The sequence below is a fragment of the Stenotrophomonas sp. GQ19 genome (assembly GCF_059758695.1).
In genome coordinates, this window is record NZ_JCAXES010000005.1 from 273,236 (window position 1) to 293,184 (window position 19,949).

The 19,949-nt window shown below is 68.5% G+C and carries 14 protein-coding genes; 6 read left to right on the top strand and 8 right to left on the bottom strand.

What is annotated here, in order from left to right:
• Positions 1–69 precede the first annotated feature (69 nt).
• The 4 genes from AC6CHL_RS12300 to glyQ form a co-directional block, all read right to left on the bottom strand.
• A complete protein-coding gene (locus AC6CHL_RS12300; protein ID WP_498294565.1) occupies positions 70–3,912 on the bottom strand; it encodes a translocation/assembly module TamB domain-containing protein in 3,843 nt (1,280 codons plus the stop codon).
• Complete coding sequence (locus AC6CHL_RS12305) at positions 3,909–5,693, bottom strand: autotransporter assembly complex protein TamA (RefSeq protein WP_185753416.1); 1,785 nt, start codon at positions 5,691–5,693, stop codon at positions 3,909–3,911. The genes AC6CHL_RS12300 and AC6CHL_RS12305 overlap by 4 nt, the downstream gene beginning before the upstream one ends.
• 280 nt (positions 5,694–5,973) lie before the next feature.
• A complete protein-coding gene (gene glyS / locus AC6CHL_RS12310; protein WP_320490273.1) occupies positions 5,974–8,070 on the bottom strand; it encodes a glycine--tRNA ligase subunit beta in 2,097 nt (698 codons plus the stop codon).
• Complete coding sequence (gene glyQ / locus AC6CHL_RS12315; RefSeq protein WP_498294567.1) at positions 8,067–8,978, bottom strand: glycine--tRNA ligase subunit alpha; 912 nt, start codon at positions 8,976–8,978, stop codon at positions 8,067–8,069. The genes glyS and glyQ overlap by 4 nt, the downstream gene beginning before the upstream one ends.
• Positions 8,979–9,094: 116 nt before the next feature.
• Between glyQ and AC6CHL_RS12320 the strand changes: the two genes are divergently transcribed.
• The 3 genes from AC6CHL_RS12320 to AC6CHL_RS12330 all read left to right on the top strand — a co-directional run bounded on the left by AC6CHL_RS12320 (position 9,095) and on the right by AC6CHL_RS12330 (position 12,669).
• A complete protein-coding gene (locus AC6CHL_RS12320; RefSeq protein WP_038685425.1) occupies positions 9,095–10,945 on the top strand; it encodes a GspE/PulE family protein in 1,851 nt (616 codons plus the stop codon).
• Entirely contained in the window at positions 10,917–11,636 is a 720-nt protein-coding gene (locus AC6CHL_RS12325; protein ID WP_038685423.1) for a glutamine amidotransferase, read from the top strand. Before AC6CHL_RS12320 ends, AC6CHL_RS12325 begins: the two co-directional genes overlap by 29 nt.
• A 130-nt stretch (positions 11,637–11,766) precedes the next feature.
• A complete protein-coding gene (locus AC6CHL_RS12330; RefSeq protein ID WP_128098102.1) occupies positions 11,767–12,669 on the top strand; it encodes a BPSS1780 family membrane protein in 903 nt (300 codons plus the stop codon).
• 58 nt (positions 12,670–12,727) lie between these two features.
• Here the strand turns inward: AC6CHL_RS12330 and tatC are convergent, their stop codons facing one another.
• From tatC to AC6CHL_RS12350, 4 genes are all read right to left on the bottom strand, one after another.
• Entirely contained in the window at positions 12,728–13,474 is a 747-nt protein-coding gene (tatC, locus tag AC6CHL_RS12335) for a twin-arginine translocase subunit TatC (protein ID WP_038685419.1), read from the bottom strand.
• A complete protein-coding gene (gene tatB, locus AC6CHL_RS12340; protein WP_498294569.1) occupies positions 13,471–14,025 on the bottom strand; it encodes a Sec-independent protein translocase protein TatB in 555 nt (184 codons plus the stop codon). Before tatB ends, tatC begins: the two co-directional genes overlap by 4 nt.
• Positions 14,026–14,040: 15 nt before the next feature.
• A complete protein-coding gene (tatA, locus tag AC6CHL_RS12345) occupies positions 14,041–14,268 on the bottom strand; it encodes a Sec-independent protein translocase subunit TatA (RefSeq protein WP_038685414.1) in 228 nt (75 codons plus the stop codon).
• 75 nt (positions 14,269–14,343) lie between these two features.
• Entirely contained in the window at positions 14,344–15,234 is an 891-nt protein-coding gene (locus tag AC6CHL_RS12350; protein ID WP_038685413.1) for a lipid-binding SYLF domain-containing protein, read from the bottom strand.
• 186 nt (positions 15,235–15,420) lie between these two features.
• Between AC6CHL_RS12350 and hemH the strand changes: the two genes are divergently transcribed.
• From hemH to AC6CHL_RS12365, 3 genes are all read left to right on the top strand, one after another.
• Positions 15,421–16,383, top strand: a complete 963-nt coding sequence (hemH, locus tag AC6CHL_RS12355; RefSeq protein ID WP_038685411.1) for a ferrochelatase — start codon at positions 15,421–15,423, stop codon at positions 16,381–16,383.
• The gene (locus tag AC6CHL_RS12360) at positions 16,380–17,228 is read left to right on the top strand and encodes an alpha/beta fold hydrolase (protein WP_038685409.1); all 849 of its coding nucleotides are present in this window, start codon (positions 16,380–16,382) and stop codon (positions 17,226–17,228) included. The genes hemH and AC6CHL_RS12360 overlap by 4 nt, the downstream gene beginning before the upstream one ends.
• A gap of 415 nt (positions 17,229–17,643) precedes the next feature.
• Complete coding sequence (locus AC6CHL_RS12365; protein ID WP_448134767.1) at positions 17,644–19,410, top strand: methyl-accepting chemotaxis protein; 1,767 nt, start codon at positions 17,644–17,646, stop codon at positions 19,408–19,410.
• The last annotated feature ends 539 nt before the right edge of the window (positions 19,411–19,949 follow it).

A 19,949-nucleotide genomic window follows, 5' to 3' on the forward strand; every position in this document is an offset into this window, starting at 1 on the left:
AAGATGCACCACGACGGTTGAAAAGCAGCCGAGCATGGCTCGGCTCTACCTGTGGATGACGGCGGTGCGCTACTTCTCGCGCCGCCAGTTCAACGAGCCCCGGTTTTCCACCGTGCTCGATTCCACTTCCACGTCGAAGCCGCGCCGCAGCAGGTATTTCAGGGTCAGCACCGAGCCGCTGCCGACCAGCGACACGCCGTAGCCGACATACAGCTTGGGCGAGATGTACTTGCCCACGCCGATCACCGAGCCGCCCAGCGCGCGCGACTGGCTCACCCCGGCATCGTCCAGGCCGAGCTTGGCGCCCAGCTGCGAGGCCAGCAGGCCGCTGCCGGCCGAGATCGCCGCCGAGGCCGCGTTGACCTGCTGGGCCTGGTCGCTGCTGGCGCCGGTCAAGCTGCGGCCCAGCACCAGGTAGGCCAGCGCCTCGGACTGCGACATCGCCGGGGTCGACCACACATCCACCCGCGGCGACTGCGCACGGCCACTGACATCGATACCGGCTACCACGTCACCGATGGTGCGTTCGGCGCGGATGTTGATGCGCGGATCGGCCACCGCGTTGTAGTTCCAGCTGAGGTTGCCGCGGGTGATGGTCAGGTCCTGGCCATAGGCCTTGTAGCGCCCGCTGACTTCCAGCCCGCCGTTGGCCGTCATCTCCCGGCCCGGGCGCGACCACACCTGCATCTTGCCGCCCAGCGCGCCCTTCAGGCCGAAGCCGCTCATCTTGACCTTGTCGCCCAGGCTGACGGTGAGGTCCATGTCCAGCGGCGAGGTCGGGGTTTCTTCCGGATCCACCGGGTCCAGCACCACCACGTCCTCGGACACGGAGGTACCGCGGTCCAGGCGTTCCAGGTCGAGATCGGCCTCGGGCACATGCACGCTGCCCCGCAGCTGCATGGCGGTGCCGGCCAGGGTGAAATCAAGATTCGGGTTGGCAATCACCCGCAGTTCGGGGGTATTGGCCAGCAGCACGTTCTCGCCGTGGATGTGCAGCTGCAACGGCTGCGCATCGCCGAACCAGGACAGCCCGCCATCGACGAACAGCGTGCCCTGGCCCGAATTGGCCTGCGCGGCGATCTTGGCCGAGCCATCGGGCTGCGCGGTGAAGCTGCCCTTGCCTTCATCGAAGGTCAGGCCCAACGCCGGGAACTCGCCCTTGAACTTGCTCAGCGTGGCCTCGCCGCCCAGCGACGGCGTGCCGCGCGTGCCACGCAGGCTGACGTGGCCTTCGATCAGCCCGGTCGGACGCACGATGTCCGGCGAGAACAGCTCCAGCCAGTACAGCCGCGCAATGTTCATGTACAGCTCGCCGGTGAGCGGCGCATTGGCATCCCACCCGGTCTGCACCTTGGCATCGACGAAGCCGTCGCCCTGGAAGCCGACACCGAGCTTGGCGTTGATCTGTGCCTGGGTCATTTCCACGTCGGCGGAGAAGTGGTCGTAGCGCACCAGCTCGCCGCGTGCGTTGTCGCCCAGGCGGATGCCGCCCTCCATCGAGGCCACCTTGAAGTTGCCTTCAAAGGCATTGCCACGCGGACGGATGCGGCCGTCCAGGGTCAGTTCGCCACGCAGGTACATGCGCCGCCCCGACTGCGGCGGCAGCCACGGCTGCACCAGCGCCAGCGGCAATGCATCGCCCCGCACCAACAGGCCTTCGCGCGGCCAGTTGGCGCTGGCGCACAACGCGCCGCCGGTGGCCGCGCCCAGGCAGGCATCGCTGAGGGTGAAGTTGCTGCCCTGCACGCCGAAGGTGGCCGGCGCACGCAGGCTCCACGCATCGCCCTTCACCGGCGCAATGCGCAGGGCGGTGAGGTCGCCGCGCCAGGCCTGGCCCTGCTGGCGCACGCCGCCGCTCAGGGCGACCGCACCCAGTTCGTTCCTGGTCTGCGCATCCAGGCGCAGGTTGGACAGGCTGCCGCGCGCATCCACGTTGAGCGTGTCCAGCAGCATGCCCACCTGCACCTTGCGGCCCTGCACCGCCAGCGTGCCGCTGTCGCCCTGCCACGGCAGGCGACCCTTGATGCTGATCGCCTCGGCGCTCCAGTCATTCCAGCGCAGGCCGTTGCCCACCAGGTCGGCGCTGATGTCCGGCGCGGTGCGCGGTCCCTTCACCAGCACGTGGCCGCGCAGGCTGCCGGTGCTGCCCGGCAGCAGGTCGTCCAGGTTCACCGGCTCCAGCTGCGCGTCGATATCCAGCCGGTCGCCCACCGAGCCCTTGGCCGTCAGGCGGCTGTTGCCCACCGCCAGTTTCACGTTGCCCTCGCCCTGCTCACCGCGCAGCGCGAACTTGCCCTGTGCGTCCACCGTGCGCTTGCGCAGCATGCCCTTGATCCCGGGCACGTCCACGGTGGCTTCGTAAGCGCCGGCGGTACCGGCCGGGCTGCCAGCTGGTGGCGGCAACTGCCGGCCCTTGGAGGCCAATGCGCCGGACAGCTTGCCGTCCCAGCCCGGTGCGAAATAGCCCGGGTCGAATCCGGCCAGCTTGGCGGCCACGTCCCAGTCCAGCTGCGGTGCCCACGCCACCTGGCCGGTGACGTCCAGCGACCCCCCCGGGGTACTGGCCAGCAACTGCTTGATCGACGCCGCCTGGTCGTTGCCGCGCACATCGAAGGTCAGGTCGGCGGTCTGTTTTTCGCGCTCCACCGAGGCATTGCCCACCGCCGCCCAGTTCTTGAGCGTGCCGGCCAGGCCCATCCGCGCCTCTTTCAGCGTCACCGGCACCGGCGCGGCGGCGCCGGCGGTGGTGGTATCGGCGGCTGGCACGAAGGTCAGGTCGTTGGCCACGATCGAGAAGCGCAGGCTGGCGTTTTCCTTGTCGGTGAAATCCGCCTTGCCCTGCAGGCGTGCCTGGCCACCGAAGGCCTTCACCTGCAGCGGCGCCACGGTCAGCACCTGGTCGGCCAGGCCTACCTTGGACGGTGCCAGTTCCACCGCGATGTCGCCCTGCTTGAAGCTGCCCTGCAGGTTGGCCTGGCCGCCCTTGCCGTCGGCCTTGAAATCCAGCGCCATCGGCGTGCTGGCGCTGGCATCCATGCCCGGTACCAGCAGCGACAGATCCAACTCACGGGTGCGTGCGCTGGCCGTCCAGACCGGGTCGGTGCGGCCGTCGAACACCACGCTGGCCTGCAGCGGCGCCGGCGCGTTGCCGGCCACGGCCACTTCCATATGGCCCAGGTCGCCGCGTGCCACCAGGCCCAGCCGCGCGGGCGTGCGCCCCAGCGGCGCCGGCAGGCGTGCACCGATGGTGATGTCGGTGTCGTAGTCGCTGCGTGGCAGGTAACGCCCGTCCACGCGGAAGTAGCCCAGGTCGCTGTCGATCTTGAGCTGGCTGGCGCGGAATTCGCCATTGGCGATTTCCACCCCGCCGCGCAGCGTGGCGATGTCGATCAGCGGCTGCTGCGCCTGGGTGATGCGGAAGCCATCGATGATGATGGTGTCGGCCTGGATCGCCAGCGGCATTTCAATCTGCGGCAGCGAGTCCGGCCAGGACGGCAGTTCGAACGGCTCATCGCTCTTGGCCAGGTTCAGCGAGGCGTTCTTGAGCTGCAGCGCGTCCAGCTGCAGCTTGCGCCCCAGCAGCGGGCGGATGTCCGGATCGAGGTAGGCGCGCTCGGCGGTGAAGTGGATATCGTCGTAACGGAAATCCAGGTCATGCAGCACCAGGGGCCCGGCGACCGGGCCATCGACCTTGCTCCATTTCAACGTGGCGCCCACCGGCAGCCGCGCCACCACCTGGGCCAGCAGCACGTCGCGACCGGCCACGGTCTGCAGCAGCCAGTACACCAGCAGCAGCGCCAGCAGCACCAGGCCCAGCACGGTGAAGCCGGACCACGCCCAGAAGCGGCGCTTGCGGTAGAAGCGCACGCGCGGCGGCGGCGTGGCGGATGCGGACGGGGTCGGCGTGCTCACAGGTCCGCTCCGATGTTCAGGTACAGCTGGAACTGCGAATCCGGGTCGTTCAGGCCGTGCGCGATATCCACGCGCACCGGGCCCACCGGCGATTTCCAGCGCACGCCAAAGCCCACGCCGGTGTGCAGGTCGATGGTGTTGTCGAACGCGCTGCCGGTGTCGACGAAGACCGCCGCGCCCCACGGGCCGCCCTTGAAGTAATGCTCATACTCGGCCGAGCCGACCACCAGGTTCTTGGCGCCCAGTGCGAACTTGTCCGGCGCCGGCGTGCGCGGCCCGACTTCGCGGAACGCGTAACCGCGGATGCTGCGGTCGCCACCGGCGAAGAAGCGCAGGCTGGGCGGCATCGCCACCAGATCACTGGTCCAGGTGGTGCCGCCTTCGCCGCGCAGGATCAGGCGGTCGCTGTCGCCGATCGGCACGTACCAGCGCAGCACCATGTTGGCCTGCACGAAGCTGGTGTCCGAGCCCACGCCTTCCACGCCACCACGCAGCGTCGCGCTGCCACTGATGCCGCGGCGCGGAAACAGCTCGTCGTCCACGTTGACGTAGTCGGCCACCAGCTGCGGGTAGACCAGGGTCGAGGTGGTGTAGAGCGCATCGTTGAACTCGGTGCCCGACGCGTAGCGCCAACGCTCGCGCAGCGCGTTGATCGAGGCGATCGCCGTCCAGTGCTCGTTGATTTCACCGCTGCGGCTGGCCGACAGCTTGAAGTTGCGCAGGTCGATGTAATCGGTCTGCTCATCGTAGGCACTGGCGGTGAAGGCGTACCAGCCATCCAGCCAGGCGAAGGCCGGAATGCGGTAGCTGGTGACCAGACTCTTGCGCTTCTGCGCATAGTCCAGCTGGGTGTTCATCTTGTGGCCGCGGTTGTTCAGGAACCGCCGCTCCAGACCGCCGCGCACACCGGCGCCGCTCTCGCTGCCGTAGCTCAGGCCGGCGGTGTAGATCGACCGCTTGGCCCGGGTCAGGTTGACGTCCACCGGCACGTCACCGTTGGCATCGGCCTGGTCCGGGCGGGGCTGGATGTCGATCACGCTGAAGTAGTCCAGCTTGGTCAGCGACTCGCGCAGGCGGTCCAGCTTGCCTTCGTGGAAATAGCTGCCCTTTTCCCAGTACACCAGCGGGTCGAACAGCTTGTCGACGAAATAGTCCTGGTGGAAGCGGATATCGCCCATGTTGTAACGGCGGCCGCTGTCCCAGGTCAGGTCGATGTCGGCGGCATTGTCGGCACGGGTAACCTGCACCTGGCGCTGGGTGTAGTCGGCATCGAAATAGCCGCGCTCGGCCAGGCGCCGGGTCACGGTGATCTTGCTGGCTTCGTACTGGGTATGCTCGAAACGCTGGCCCTTGCGCGGCTTGAACTTCTCCAGGTCTTCCTGCAGGTACTGGTCCAGCTGCGCCGGGCCGGTGATGTCGATGTGCTCGCGCCGCACCAGCGTCGGCGGGCCCTTGTCGACCTGGATCACCACCCGCAGGTTCTCGCCCTCGCGCGGGCTGTCCACCTTGATCACCGGGTTGTAGTAGCCGAACGGCTCCAGTGCTTCCCGGGTCTGGCGCTCGGCCTGGGACAACAGATACTCCAGCCGCGACTCGCCCTGGGGCTTGCCGATGGTGTCGTACAGCGACAGCGAGACCTCGATGTTCTCGATCATCTCGGCGTCGTCGCCCTTGTCCAGTCCTTTGATTTCCACCTTGTCGATGGTTCCGCGTGCGTGTGCCACCGAGGCGGTGACCAGCGACAGGAACATCAGGGGAAGGGCGTAATTCTTTGGCTGCATGGGGACAGCATAACGGGCCATTGCGAGCATGCGAAATCGGCGGGGCTGTTTCAGAATGACGGTGAAGGCCCCGTTAAAATCGCGCAGAACATCGGCTACGTCGTTTTCAAGCGGATCGATGCCGACACCTCGCCGGACAGATCCGTCCGCACGCGCGTGCGGCACCGCCCACGCGGCCGACACCCGCGCTCATGACAGGCCTGAAACGCAGAAGGCGCGAGCGGCCGGGGCCGTCGCGCCTTCTGCATTACCACCGGCGGGCAGGGCTGCCCGCCACGCCTCAGCTGGACAGGTGCTCGATCGCCGCCACGCTGCCCAGGCGGTCGCCCAGGCGCTTGAGCAGCGCCAGGCGGTTGCCGCGCAGCGCCGGGTCCTCGGCATTGACCATCACCGCATCGAAGAACGCATCCACCTGCGGGCGCAGGCGCGCCAGGCGGTTCAGCACACTCACGTAGTCCTTGTGGTGCAGGCTGGCGTTGCTGTCGTCGATGGCCGCTTCCACCGCCTCGGCCAGTTCGCTTTCGGCCGGCTCGGCCAGCAGCGCCGGGTCGACCATGCCGGGAATGTCGCCCTCGGCCTTGCGCAGGATGTTGCGGATGCGCTTGTTGGCCGCGGCCAGCGCATCGGCTTCGGGCAGGGCCGCGAAGATGCCGATCGCGTCGATGCGACGGTCCAGGTCATACAACGACGCCGGCTTCAGCTCGGCCACCGCGTTGAAGTGCGTGGCCGGCACGCCCTTGTCGGCGTAGTAGCCACGCAGGCGGTCCAGGATGAAGTCGTACAGCTCCTGCGGCAGCGCGTCGGTCTTGCGCTCGGCACTGGGCTGCACGGCGGCCGGCAGGCCGGCCAGGGCGCTGTCCACCAGCGCGCGCAGGTCCAGGTCGAACCCGCTCTCGATGATCGTACGGGCCAGCCCCAAGGCATTGCGGCGCAGCGCGAACGGGTCCTTGTTACCGGTCGGCTTCAGGCCCGCGGCGAACCCACCGGCCAGGGTGTCCAGGCGTTCGGCAATGGCCAGCACCTTGCCCAGCGCCGACAGCGCGATGTCATCGCCGCCGAAGCGGGGCTGGTAGGCCTCGTCGATGGCCAGCGCAACCTCGGGCGACTCGCCGCCGGTCAGCGCGTAATGCCGGCCGGCGATGCCCTGCAGCTCCGGGAACTCGTTGACCATGCGCGACTGCAGGTCGTTCTTGGCCAGCAGTGCGGCACGCTTGGCCAGCACCGGGTCGGCGCCCACCTGCGGGGCGATCACCCCGGCCAGCGCCACCACGCGGCCCACCTTGTCGGCCACGCTGCCCAGCTTGGCCTGGTAGGTCACGGTCTTCAGGCCGTCGCCCATCGATTCCAGGCCCTGCTTGAGGTCTTCGTCGAAGAAGAACTTGGCGTCGGAGAAGCGCGGGCGGATCACCCGCTCGTAGCCCTTGGACACCTCATTGACGTCCTTGGATTCGATGTTGGCGATGCCGATGAACTTCTCGGTCAGCTTGCCGCCGGCATCGAGCACCGGGAAGAACTTCTGGTTGATCTCCATGGTCTCGATCAGCGCTTCCTGCGGCACCGCCAGGAATTCGCGCTCGAAACTGCACAGCACCGGTGCCGGCCATTCCACCAGGTTGACCACCTGCTGCAGGTTGTCCTCGGTGATCCGCGCCTGGCCACCGGCCGTGGCCGCGGCAGCGTTGACCTGCTCGACGATGCGCGCACGGCGCACGTCGGCATCCACCAGCACGAAGGCGGCCTGCAGCGAACTGATGTAATCCTCCGGCGAGGACAGCCACACGGTCTTGTCGTGCATGAAACGATGGCCGCGGCTCATGCGGTCGGCCTTCAGGCCCAGCACCTCGGCCTCGATGATCTCGGTACCGTGCAGCAGCACCAGCCAATGCACCGGGCGCGCGAAGCCATAGGCATGGCTGCCCCAGCGCATCGGCTTGGGGATCGGCATGGCCGCGATCGCCTCGCGCAGGATCTCCGGCAGCAGCGCGGCGGTGCGCGCGCCCGGGGTGGTGGAACGGTGCACGAAGCGTTCGCCCTTGGCGTCGCTGGTGCGTTCCAGCGCGCTCCAGTCGATCCCGGCCTTGGCCGCGAAACCCTGCAGCGCCTTGGTCGGCTGACCCTCGGCATCCAGCGCGATGTTCAGGTACGGGCCCAGCACTTCGCTGTGCTGTTCGGGCTGTTCAACGGCCACGCCGGGCAGCAGCACGGCCAGGCGGCGCGGGGTCGACAACGGCTTGGCATCGCCGCGTTCGATGGCCACGCCACGCTTGGCCAGGCCATCGACCACGCCATCAAAGAAAGCCTGGGCCAGGCCCGGCAGCGCCTTCACCGGCAATTCTTCGGTGCCCAGTTCAATCAGCAGCGGCAGCATCGTGCTCATGCCTGCACCTCCGTGGCGGCGACGGCTTCGAGGCGCTTGGCCTCGTACAGCTTGGCCACCGCCTGGGCCAGCGCGCGCACGCGCAGGATGTAGCGCTGGCGCTCGGTCACGCTGATCGCACGGCGCGCATCCAGCAGGTTGAACGCATGGCTGGCCTTGCACACCTGCTCGTAGGCCGGCAGCGGCAGGCCCACATCGACCAGCGTCTGCGCTTCTTTTTCGCAGGCATCGAAGCGGTGGAACATTTCCTCCACGTCGGCGTATTCGAAGTTGTAGGTGCTCTGCTCGATCTCGTTCTGCAGGTACACATCGCCGTAGGTGACCGGGGTGCCATCCGGACCGTAGGTCCAGATCAGGTCATAGACGTTGTCGCAGTTCTGCAGGTACATGCACAGGCGCTCCAGACCGTAGGTGATCTCGCCGAGCACCGGCTTGCACTCCAGGCCGCCGGCCTGCTGGAAATAGGTGAACTGGGTGACTTCCATCCCGTTCAACCACACTTCCCAGCCCAGGCCCCAGGCGCCCAGCGTCGGCGACTCCCAGTTGTCCTCGACAAAGCGCAGGTCGTGCACCAGCGGGTCGATGCCCAGCGCCTTGAGCGAATCCAGGTACAGCTGCTGGATGTTGTCCGGGCTGGGCTTCATCGCCACCTGGTACTGGTAATACCGCTGCAGGCGGTTCGGGTTTTCGCCATAGCGGCCGTCGGTGGGACGGCGCGAGGGCTGCACGTACGCGGCATTCCAGCTTTCCGGACCGATCGAGCGCAGGAACGTGGCCGGGTGGAAGGTGCCCGCACCGACCTCCAGGTCCAGCGGCTGGATCAGCACGCAGCCCTGCTGCGCCCAATACTGGTTGAGGGTCTGGATCAGGCCCTGGAAAGTGATGGCAACGTTCGTGGTGACGGACATGCGGCGGATTCTTGCCTGCAGGAGGGGTGCGCTAGTATAGCCAGCGACCGCGTTGCCGCCTTCCGGACGGCCCACCCCATTACTGCGCGCCTGGCGCGCTTCGAGGACTTTGGCGGATGGATCAGCGCCCACCGGTACCTTTCGCCCCTGCCACAGGCCCGGGGCCGGCCGCGCCGGTGCCGTTGCCGCCGGGTCGGCTCGGCTTCGACCAGGTGGCCGCCGCGCTGGTGGCCGATGGCCTGGTGGCCGAGGTCGACCTGGAGCGCATCCGGTTCTCGGCCCAGGGCGCGCGCAATGCCAGCGAGGTCCATCCGCTGGTGCTGCTGGCCAACCTGAAACTGGCCGCCGCCGGTGGCGGTGAACTCGGACTGGAACGGCTGACCGAATGGCTGGCCACCCGCACCGGCAGCCGCTATCTGCGCATCGACCCGACCCGGGTGGACGTGGCCTCGGTGACCGCCGTGGTCTCCCATGCCTACGCACGCCGCCACCGCTTCCTGCCGCTGGCCGTGGACGCCGAGCGCCTGCTGGTGGCCACCAGCGAGCCGCTGGTGCAGGAATGGCTGCGCGACCTGCAGCACCTGACCCGGCGCCGCATCGAGCTGGCGATGGTCAACCCGCTCGACCTGCACCGCTACACCATGGAGTTCTTCGGGGTCACCCGCTCGGTGCGCGGCGCGCGCGGCGACGTGCGCGGCGAAACCAACGGCACCCTGCCCAGCTTCGAGCAGCTGGTGGAACTGGGCCGCGCCGGCGACGTCAACGCCGACGACCAGCACATCGTGCACATCGTCGACTGGCTGCTGCAGTACGCCTACGAACAACGCGCCTCGGACATCCACCTGGAGCCGCGCCGCGACATGGGCCGCATGCGCTTCCGCATCGACGGGGTGCTGCACAAGGTGTTCGAAGTACCGCCGGCGGTGATGACCGCCGTGGTCAGCCGCATCAAGGTGCTCGGGCGAATGGACCTGGCCGAGCGTCGGCGCCCGCAGGACGGTCGCATCAAGACCCGCTCGCCGGGCGGCCGCGAGGTCGAAATGCGCCTGTCCACCATGCCCACCGCGTTCGGCGAGAAGTGCGTGATGCGCATCTTCGACCCGGATGCGGCCTTCAAGAGCATCGACCAGCTCGGCTTCAGCCCGCAGGAAGCGGCCGGCTGGACCGCCCTGGTCGAGCGCCCGCACGGCATCGTGCTGGTCACCGGCCCCACCGGCTCGGGCAAGACCACCACCCTGTATTCCACGCTCAAGCGGCTGGCCACCCCGGACGTGAACGTGTGCACGGTGGAAGACCCGATCGAGATGATCGCGCCGGAATTCAACCAGATGCAGGTGCAGACCAACATCGACCTGGATTTCGCCAGCGGCGTGCGCACCCTGCTGCGGCAGGACCCGGACATCATCATGATCGGCGAAATCCGCGACCTGGAAACGGCGCAGATGGCGGTGCAGGCCTCGCTCACCGGGCACCTGGTGCTGTCCACCCTGCACACCAACGACGCGCCCTCGGCGATCACCCGCCTGCTCGACCTGGGCGTGCCGCACTACCTGCTGGCCTCCACCCTCAACGGCATCCTGGCCCAGCGCCTGGTGCGCACCCTGTGCCCCAACTGCAAGGTGCCGCGCCCGCTCAGTGCCGCCCAATGGGCGGTGCTGGCTGATGCCGATGAAGCATTACCTGAGTCACCCACGCCATATGCACCGGCCGGTTGCATCGACTGCCGGCGCACCGGTTACCTGGGTCGGGTGGGGCTGTATGAGTTGCTGCCATTGGGTTCGCGCCTGCGCAGCCTGATCCGCGCGGACATGGATCTGGCCGCGTTCAACCGTGCCGCGCGTGCTGAAGGGGTGCGAACCCTGCGCCGCGCGGGACTTGAAAAGGTGGCCGCAGGGCTGACTACAATCGAGGAAGTCCTGTCAGTGCTGCCGCCCCCGGATGAATTCCGCCCCGTTCCTGATTCTTGAAACCGGCCAACCCGTCGCCTCGCTGCGTCGTTACGGGCGTTTTCCGCATTGGATCCGCGTGGCGGCCGGGCTGGACGCCGACGAAACGGTGGTGGTGGACGTTGAACATGGCGGCGCCCTGCCCGACCACCGCCACTTCGCCGGGGTGATCGTCACCGGCTCGGCCGCCTACGTCACCGACCGCGCCGACTGGAGCGAGCGCAGCGCACAGTGGCTGCGCGGCGTGGTCCACGACGACCGCCCGGTATTTGGCATCTGCTACGGCCACCAGCTGCTGGCGCACGCCCTGGGCGGCGAAGTGGCCTACAACCCGGCCGGCCGCGAGTCCGGCACCATCGAGCTGGCCCTGGACCCGTCGGCCAGCAGCGACCCGCTGTTTGCCGGGCTGCCCGAGCGGTTCCCGGCCCACGCCACCCACATGCAGACGGTGCTGCGCGCACCGGAGGGCGCGTCGATCCTGGCGCGCTCGGCGCAGGACAACTGCCACGCCTTCCGTTTCGGCCGCCAGGCCTGGGGCGTGCAGTTCCACCCGGAGTTCGCCACCCACCACATGCGCGGCTACGTGCGCGCCCGCGCCGAATGCATCCGCAGCCACGGTGGCTGCGCCCGCAGCGTGGCGCGCGGGGTCAGCGCGGCGCCGTTGGCGCGGCAGCTGCTGCGCCGTTTCGTGCGCCAGGCCCGCAACGCCTGAGCCGCGTCCCGGGCACTGCGACGCAGCGTCCCGGCGTTGCTGCCCGGCCTTCAGGTGGCGCGTCCGGAAAACAGGGATAATCGAACGGATTCGGGGCGGCTGCGCCCCTTCCCCCTGCTTCCGGAATGGTATGAGCGAGATTCGCAAGCTGCCCGCCTCGGCCGGCGCCCAATGGCTGCTGGACGCGTTTTCCCTGTATGCCCGCGCACCGATGCAACTGGCCGTGATCGGCGTGGTGTGGATGCTGACCACCTCGCTGATCCTGCTGCTGGCCCAGCTGCTGCCGGGTTGGCTGGGGCTGATGGTGCAGCTGCTGTCACTGGCGGTGGGCCCGCTGATGTTCGGCGGCATGCTGTGGGCCGTCAGCGAGATCGACCAGGGCCGTCCCGGCCTGCCGACCCACCTGCTGCAGCCCATCCGCGACCGTCGCGTCACCCACCTGCTGGTGCCGCTGGCGATCCAGCTGATTGCCATCGTCGCCCTGGGCACGCTGCTGTTTGCGTTGATCGGCAGCGAAGGCTTCAGCGCCTTCAACGACCTGCTGCACCGCGCGCAGGAACTGCAGCAGTCCGGCAAGCAGCTCAGCAACGAAGAGACCCTCGCGCTGATGGCCAACGTGCCGGTCAAGCGCATCATGCTGTGGATCCTCATTGCCTTCGCCACCTTCGTGGCGCTGAGCATGGCCATGTTCGCGCAGCCGGCGCTGGTGGTATTCGACCGTCAGAGCGGCATGCATGCGCTGCGTATGAGCCTGCAGGGCTGCATCGAGAACTTCCCGGCCATGGCCGTGTTCATGGTGCTGGGCCTGATCGCGGCGATGTGCATCTACTTCCTGGTGTTCGTGCTGATGCAGGTGGCCCTGCTGCTCGGCGGCATGGGAGCGGCCGCGTTCGTCATGCAGCTGTCGATGACCACCGTGATCATGCCGCTGTACGTCGGCGCGGTGTACGCCGCCTGGAAGCAGATGTTCGCGCACCGCGGCCGCACCCCGCCGCCGGTACCCGGCGGCCCCGGCAACGTCTTCGCCGCCTGATCGACCACAAAAAACCCCGGCATCTGCCGGGGTTTTTGTTCACGACGCCCACCACCGATTACCCCGCCGGCTTCACCACCGACGACGGCACCAACCACCGCGCCGCGTGAATGCCCAGCTCGTACAGCACGCACATCGGGATCGCCAGCAGCAGCTGCGACACCACGTCCGGCGGCGTCAGCACCGCGGCCACCACGAAGATGCCCACCACCGCATAGCCGCGGCTTTCCTTGAACTGCTGCGGCGACACCCAGCCCAGCAGCACCAGGATCACCATCGCCACCGGCAGCTCGAAACTGGTGCCGAAGGCGAAGAAGATCGCCAGCACGAAATCCAGGTAGGCGTTCGCATCCGGGGTGATCGCAATCACTTCGGGGCGGAAGGTGGTCAGGAAGTGGAAGACCGCCGGCAACACCAGGAAGTAGGCGAACGCGCACCCCAGGTAAAACAGCAGCACCGAAGACGCCAGCAGCGGCACCGCCAGGCGCTTCTCCCGCGCATACAGGCCGGGCGCCACGAATGACCACAGCTGGTACAGCAGCCACGGCACGGCCACGAACAGGGCCACGAAGAAGGTCAGCTTCAACGGCGCGAAGAAGGCGCCGGCCGGGTTGGTCGCAATCATCGTCTGCCCGTTGGGCAGCTGCGAGATCAGCGGCTCGGCCAGCCACGTATAGATCTTGCGCGAGAACGGCAGCAGCACCAGCAGCACCGCGAGCAGGCCAACGATCGCGCGCACCAGGCGCGCACGCAGCTCGATCAGGTGTTCCACCAGCGAGCTTTCCGGGTACTCGTGTTCACTCATCGCGGTGCCTGCTCGTCGCGCGGCAGCGGCGCGTCCTGTGCGGTGTCGGGGTGAGGCGCGCCGACCGGCGCCGGTTCGACAGGCGCCGCCACGCGGGGCGCGGTGCCATCAATGCCGGGCGGTGCCATCGCATCACGCACCGGCTCGGCCACGTCGACGGCATCGGCCGCCACCACGTGCTGGGCCACGCTCGCCGGGGAGCCGGGCGCGGGGCCGGTCATCACCGGTTCGTCAGCGGCGGCGGCCACGTCGTCGCCGTGCCGGGCCACGTCCTGGCGCATCTGCTCGGCTTCGCGGCGCACCGCTTCACCACTGGCGCGCAGCTGCGCCTCGGTGTCCTGCACGGAGGCCTGCACGTCGCGGAACTGGCGCTTGATTTCATCGGCGTGCAGTTCGCGCTCCAGTTCCTGCTTCACCGAATCCCATTGGGTCCGCGCACGGCGCACCCACAGCCCGGCAAAGCGCGCGGCCTTGGGCAGGCGCTCGGGACCGAGCACGACCAAAGCCACGACCGCGATGACCAGCAGTTCACTGAAACCGATATCGAACACGCCCGCCGGTCCAGATCAGCGCGGGTCGCGATCGTGCTCGGTCTGCGACGTCGTCGTCGAGTCCTGCGGGCGCGAGGCGTCGTTGAGCTGCGCCTTCGGCTTGTCCTCGTCGTGCATGCCCTTCTTGAATTCCTTGACGGCGCTGCCAAGGTCCTTGGCGCCGCTGGTCAACTTCTTGGTGCCGAACACCAGCAGAACGATGACCAGCACAACCAACCAATGCCAGATGCTGAAACTGCCCATGAGCCGCTCGCGTTACGTAGTGATCAGACGGTTGAGCATAGCGCACCGGGTGTTAGCCGGCGCGCGTGACGAAAGTCAGTTGCCGTCCAGCGATTCCGTGCGTACTTCACCTTCGCCAACGGCCTGGAAGCCCTGCTGCGGCGCAGGCTGGGCCGGGGCCGGCTGCAGCGGAGCGGTGGTAGCACCGGACGCCGGTGCCTGTTCAGCCACCGGCGCGGCGACCGGGGCCGCCTGGCGCGCAGCCGGGGCCGGGGCGCTGCCGGCGGTGCCACGCTTTTCGCGGGCGGTGTAGGTGGCTTCTTCCAGACGGTCGCGGAAGGCCACCACGTCGATCGACGGCGGCTCGCCCATACGGCCCTCGAACACCATCCGCGGCGTGGTGTTGCTGCCGTAGGCGTCCAGGTTGGCGGCATCGTCGATCTGCAGCACCGCGCCGTCCAGCGCGACGCCGGCAAACAGGCCGCGGGCACGCGACCACGACCAGATCTCGGCCTTCAGCTGGCCATCGGTGGCCGCCGCCGCGTTGCGCCCTACCGGGCCGGCTGCCACGCCGGCATCGGCGCCGAGGGTGAACTTGCCGTTGACGAGGTTGTCCAGGCTGCGGTCGTTGCGGAACACCAGCACCACATCCGAGGACTGCACGCCGGCCTGGAAGCCGATGCTGCCGCCGGTGAGCTTCACGAACACCGGGTTGGACCAGCTGCCATCGGCATTCTTCACCGACATCAGGCCATGGCCCCGGCGCCCGCCGATGACCAGACCGGCCTTGATCGTGTCGGGAATGACGACAATCGCGCGGCCTTCGTCCAGCAGCTTGTCGGGGATGCCCTGTTCGGGGATGTTCTGGATTTCATTGAGCACACGCACCGCATTGCGGGCGCGCTGGTCTTCCTGTGGTCCGGCCATCGCCTGGGTGGACAGCAACAGGCTGGCGGAGATCAGCAGTACAAGGCTGAGGCGGCGCATGGGTGGGCTCCAGAAGTCGATCACACAAGATAGCGGTAGGTAGGACCATTGGTCGATACGCTTCCCGACGTTAGAAGCCCCGCGATGAATCCGCAATGAGTGATGCCGTCTATTGATATACCCAACGCATCACAACGATGGGTGGAATCCATCCCGCCAATCGCGCAGACCTGCGAGAATGGGCCCATGCTCGACGCACCCGACACCGCCGTGCTGGCGGTCAATCTAGGCACGCCCGAGACGCCAACCGCCCCGGCGGTGCGTCGCTACCTGGCTGAATTCCTCAGCGATCCGCGCGTGGTCGCGATCCCGCCGATTCTGTGGAAACCCTTGCTGTACGGGCTTATCCTGCCCCTGCGCAGCGGCCGCTCGGCGGCCAAGTACGCCCAGGTGTGGCTGCCCGACGGCTCCCCGCTGATGGTCTACACGCGCCAGCTGGCGCAGGCGATGCAGGCGTTGATGCCCGACGTGCGGGTGCGCCATGCGATGCGCTACGGCGCCCCGGCACTCACCGCCGAGCTGGACCGGCTGGCTGCCGAGGGCATGCGCCGGATCGTGGTGCTGCCGCTGTATCCGCAGTATTCCACCACCACCACCGCCTCCATTGAAGACCAGGTGCGCGCGTGGCAGCCGCGCCACCCTGCCGTCACCGTCACCCTGGTGCGCGATTACGCGGTGGACCCGGACTGGGTGGCGGCCGTGGCCGGCAGCATCCAGCAGGCCTGGCAGCAGCACGGTCGCGGCGAAAAGCTGGTGTTCTCTTTCCACGGCATCCCGCAACGCCTGGCCGACGCCGGCGATCCATACCCGCAGCGCTGCGAGGCCAGCGCCCGCGCCATCGCCGATGCGCTGGGGCTGCCCGACGACGCCTGGCAGCTGACGTACCAGTCGCGTTTCGGCCGCGAGAAGTGGCTGCAGCCCTATGCCGAACCCACGATGTGGGCCATGGCAGAAAGCGGCGTGCGCCGCATCGACGTGGTCTGCCCCGGGTTCGCCACCGACTGCCTGGAAACCCTGGAGGAAGTGGCGCTGGGCTTCACCGAAACCCTCGCCGCGCGCGGCGCGCAGATGCGCTACATCCCCTGCCTCAATGCGGCGCCCGAACACGCCCTGGCGTTGTCGCGGTTGAGCATCGCCGCGCTCGCATGACCTTGCAGCCCTTCACGCTGGAGGTGCAGGGCGTGCACGCCGCGGGACTGCGCGCGCCACAGCGCGAGGGCAGGCGCGTGCTGGCCCTGCACGGCTGGCTCGACAACGCGGCCAGCTTCGTGCCGCTGGCTGCCCAGCTGCCGGCGCTGGACCTGGTGGCCCTGGACCTGCCCGGCCACGGCCACAGCGCGCACCTGCCGCCGGGAACCCAATACAACACGCCCGGCGCGATCTGCCATGTGCTGGACGTCGCCGATGCGCTGGGCTGGGACCGTTTCACCCTGCTCGGCCATTCGATGGGCGCCGGCATCGCCAGCCTCACTGCCGCCGCCGCGCCGGAGCGGGTCGAGCGCCTGGTGGCGATCGAAGCGCTCGGTGGCCTGCGCGGTCCCGAAGATGAAACCGCGCAGCGTCTGCGCGACCACGTGCGCGCCGCCCGTGCGCTGCCGGGCAGGAACCTGCGGGTGTTTGCCGACCTGGCCGCGCCGATCCGCGCACGGATGATGGCCAACCAGCTCAGCGAGCCCTGCGCGCGGCTGCTGGTGGAGCGCGGGGTCAAGCCGGTCGAGGGCGGCTACAGCTGGTGCAGCGACCCGCGCCTGATGCTGCCCACTGCGTTGCGCCTCAGCGAAGCGCAGATCGACAACCTGCTGGCGGCCATTGAATGCCCCACCCAGGTGATCTACGCCACGCCTGCGCAGTCGTATTACCCCGAACCCCTGCGCAGCCAGCGCATCGGCCTGCTGCGCGATGGCCGGCTGTCCGTGTTTCCCGGCACCCATCACCTGCACATGGAGCATCCGCAGGTGGTTGCCGAGGTGATCACCGGCTTCCTCGCCGGCTGACAGCGCCGCCATCGGTCGCACGGTCCGCGGCGTGCCGCCGCCAGTACCTGCAGGCGGCCCTGCGGCATCCTGACGCACTCAACTTCCGCGCTGCCCGGCCGATACCCGTAAGGCAGCCCGGCACGTTCGGCCTGTGTCGCCGCTTGCTCCGCCGTCGCGAAGCCGCGCATCACTCCAAGGCTTCAGGGAAGGTCGTCGCAATGCCGTGTTGGCCGTGCCATCGCCCACAGGACCGGGCCATGCCGGCGGTGTTCCGCACCGTCGATGCGTCGCTATCGACCGCGCGCGGCATGCGGGCCTCTTCCCTCCTCGTCTTCCCCGCAGCGCCCACCGCATCGACGGTGACCGGCGCGCCATTGGCCTGTCCGCTTCCGCGCGCGACCGGCCGTCCCTGCTTCTGAATCCCGGAGTCGCCATGTCTGCCCTTCCACTTGTTGCGCCGCGCCCACCCGACCCTTCCCGCGCGCCCCGTCCGCCCGCCCTGTTGCAGCGCCTGGACGGCACCGTCGCGGTGGCCGCCGCGCTGCTGCTGGCCGCTGGCTGCGGTACGGCGCTGTGGCAGCGGCAGTGGGGGGTGTCGTTGACCATTCTCGTGGCCGCTGTGCTGCTGGCGGTGCTTGCGCTGCGTACCCGCCGGCAGACCCAGCGCTGGCAGCGCGATCTGCAGCAGGCCGACGCCGCCGCGCGTGCCCTGGCCGAGCAGCAGCAGCGGGCTGCCACCGTGCATACCGAGGACGCGCAGATCCACCGTGCACTGGATGTCTCGCGTACCGCGATGATGATCGCCGACAACGACCACGTGATCCGCTACGTGAACCGGTCGGTGGTGACCCTGTTGCGCAACCAGCAGGCCAGCCTGCGTGAGGCGTTCCCCGACTTCGACGTCGACACGCTGGTGGGCAGCAGCATCCACCGCTTCCACGTGAACCCCGATCGCATCCGCGCCATCCTCAACACGCTGCAGCAGGTGCACCACGGCCGTGTGCGGATCGGCCCGGTGCATTTCGCCCAGGTGGTGACGCCGGTGTTCGACGACCACGGCGAGCGTCTCGGCTTTGCCGTGGAGTGGCACGACCGCACCGCGGAACTGCAGCTGGAAACCGCCGTGGCCGACATCGTCGCGGCGGCCGCCAAGGGCGACCTGGACCGGCGCCTGCCGTCGGCCGAGGGCACGGCCAGCTTCCTCGACGGCCTCACCGGCGGCATCAACCAGCTGCTGCAGAGCGTGGGCGGCACCGTGGGCGAAGTGCGCCGCGTGCTGGCGGCGTTGGCCCGCGGTGACCTGGACCAGCGCATGCACGGCCAGTTCGAGGGCGCGTTCGCCGCCATGCAACGCGATGCCAATGCCACCGCCGAACAGCTCACCGCCATGGTGCAGCGTATCCAGCAGTGCACCGGCGCGATCGCGCAGGCCGCCGGCGAGATCGCCAGCGGCAACAGTGATCTGTCCGAGCGCACCGAGCGCCAGGCCGCGCACCTGGAAGAAACCGCCGCCTCGATGGAGGAGCTGACCTCCACCGTCCGCCAGAACGCCGAGCATGCGCGCCAGGCCAGCACGCTGGCCCAAGGCGCACAGGACGTTGCCGGCCGCGGCAGCGCGGTGGTTGGCCAGGTGGTCACCACGATGGAGGCCATCCAGACCGCGTCGCGGCGGATCGGCGACATCACCCGCGTCATCGACGGGATCGCGTTCCAGACCAATATCCTGGCGTTGAACGCGGCGGTGGAGGCAGCACGTGCAGGCGAGCAGGGCCGCGGATTCGCAGTGGTGGCCAGCGAAGTGCGCACCCTGGCGCAGCGCTCGGCCGAGGCGGCCAAGGAGATCAAGGGCCTGATCGATGCCTCCGTGGAGCAGGTCGCCGACGGCGCGCACCTGGCACAGGATGCCGGCAAGACCATGGCCGAGATCGTCGGCAGTGTGGCAGCGGTCAGCGGCATCATGGCCGAGATCTCGTCGGCATCGCAGGAACAGGCCAGCGGCATCGATCAGGTCAACCAGACAGTCGTGCAGATGGACGATGCCACCCAGCAGAACGCGGCATTGGTCGAAGAGGCCAGCGCCGCGGCACGCCTGTTGGAAGAACAGGCCGCCGAACTGAGCGAAGCGGTTGCGGTGTTCCGGCATGGACAGGCCACACAGACAGCAGCGCCGGTACGGCGTGCAGTTGCCGCCGTGGCCTGAGCAGCTCATTCCGGTTGGCCCGCGCATGGCGCGGGTAGCAGGTAACACAACAAAACGGCGCCCGCGAGGGCGCCGTTTTTGTTTGGCTGTGACCCTGGGTAGAGCCGACCGTTGGTCGGCTGCCCTGTGACACCGTCGGGGGTGGAGCCGAGCGCTGATCGGCAGGGGTATTCCACGTACACCGCAACGCCACTGCGACGTGCAGCCGACCAACGGTCGGCTCTACCGGTAGGGCCGAGCGCTGCTCGGCAGGGGTATTCCACGTACACCGCAACGCCGTTGCGACGTGCAGCCGACCAACGGTCGGCTCTACCGGTAGGGCCGAGCGCTGCTCGGCAGGGGTATCCCACGTACATCGGAACGCCATTGCGACGTGCAGCCGACCAACGGTCAGCTCTACCAGTAGGGCAGAGCGTTGCTCGGCAGGGGTATTCCACGTACACCGCAACGCCATTGCGACGTGCAGCCGACCAACGGTCGGCTCTACGCCGCGGGGTGCGGGGTGCGCGCATGGCGCGCGCCCGGAAACGCACAAAGAA

Coding starts and splice junctions, on each gene's coding strand:
- AC6CHL_RS12305 (WP_185753416.1), bottom strand. CDS start 5,693: ATGCAGCCAAAGAATTACGCCCTTCCCCTGATGTTCCTGTCGCTGGTC.
- glyS (WP_320490273.1), bottom strand. CDS start 8,070: ATGAGCACGATGCTGCCGCTGCTGATTGAACTGGGCACCGAAGAATTG.
- glyQ (WP_498294567.1), bottom strand. CDS start 8,978: ATGTCCGTCACCACGAACGTTGCCATCACTTTCCAGGGCCTGATCCAG.
- AC6CHL_RS12320 (WP_038685425.1), top strand. CDS start 9,095: ATGGATCAGCGCCCACCGGTACCTTTCGCCCCTGCCACAGGCCCGGGG.
- AC6CHL_RS12325 (WP_038685423.1), top strand. CDS start 10,917: ATGAATTCCGCCCCGTTCCTGATTCTTGAAACCGGCCAACCCGTCGCC.
- AC6CHL_RS12330 (WP_128098102.1), top strand. CDS start 11,767: ATGAGCGAGATTCGCAAGCTGCCCGCCTCGGCCGGCGCCCAATGGCTG.
- tatC (WP_038685419.1), bottom strand. CDS start 13,474: ATGAGTGAACACGAGTACCCGGAAAGCTCGCTGGTGGAACACCTGATC.
- tatA (WP_038685414.1), bottom strand. CDS start 14,268: ATGGGCAGTTTCAGCATCTGGCATTGGTTGGTTGTGCTGGTCATCGTT.
- AC6CHL_RS12350 (WP_038685413.1), bottom strand. CDS start 15,234: ATGCGCCGCCTCAGCCTTGTACTGCTGATCTCCGCCAGCCTGTTGCTG.
- hemH (WP_038685411.1), top strand. CDS start 15,421: ATGCTCGACGCACCCGACACCGCCGTGCTGGCGGTCAATCTAGGCACG.
- AC6CHL_RS12360 (WP_038685409.1), top strand. CDS start 16,380: ATGACCTTGCAGCCCTTCACGCTGGAGGTGCAGGGCGTGCACGCCGCG.
- AC6CHL_RS12365 (WP_448134767.1), top strand. CDS start 17,644: ATGTCTGCCCTTCCACTTGTTGCGCCGCGCCCACCCGACCCTTCCCGC.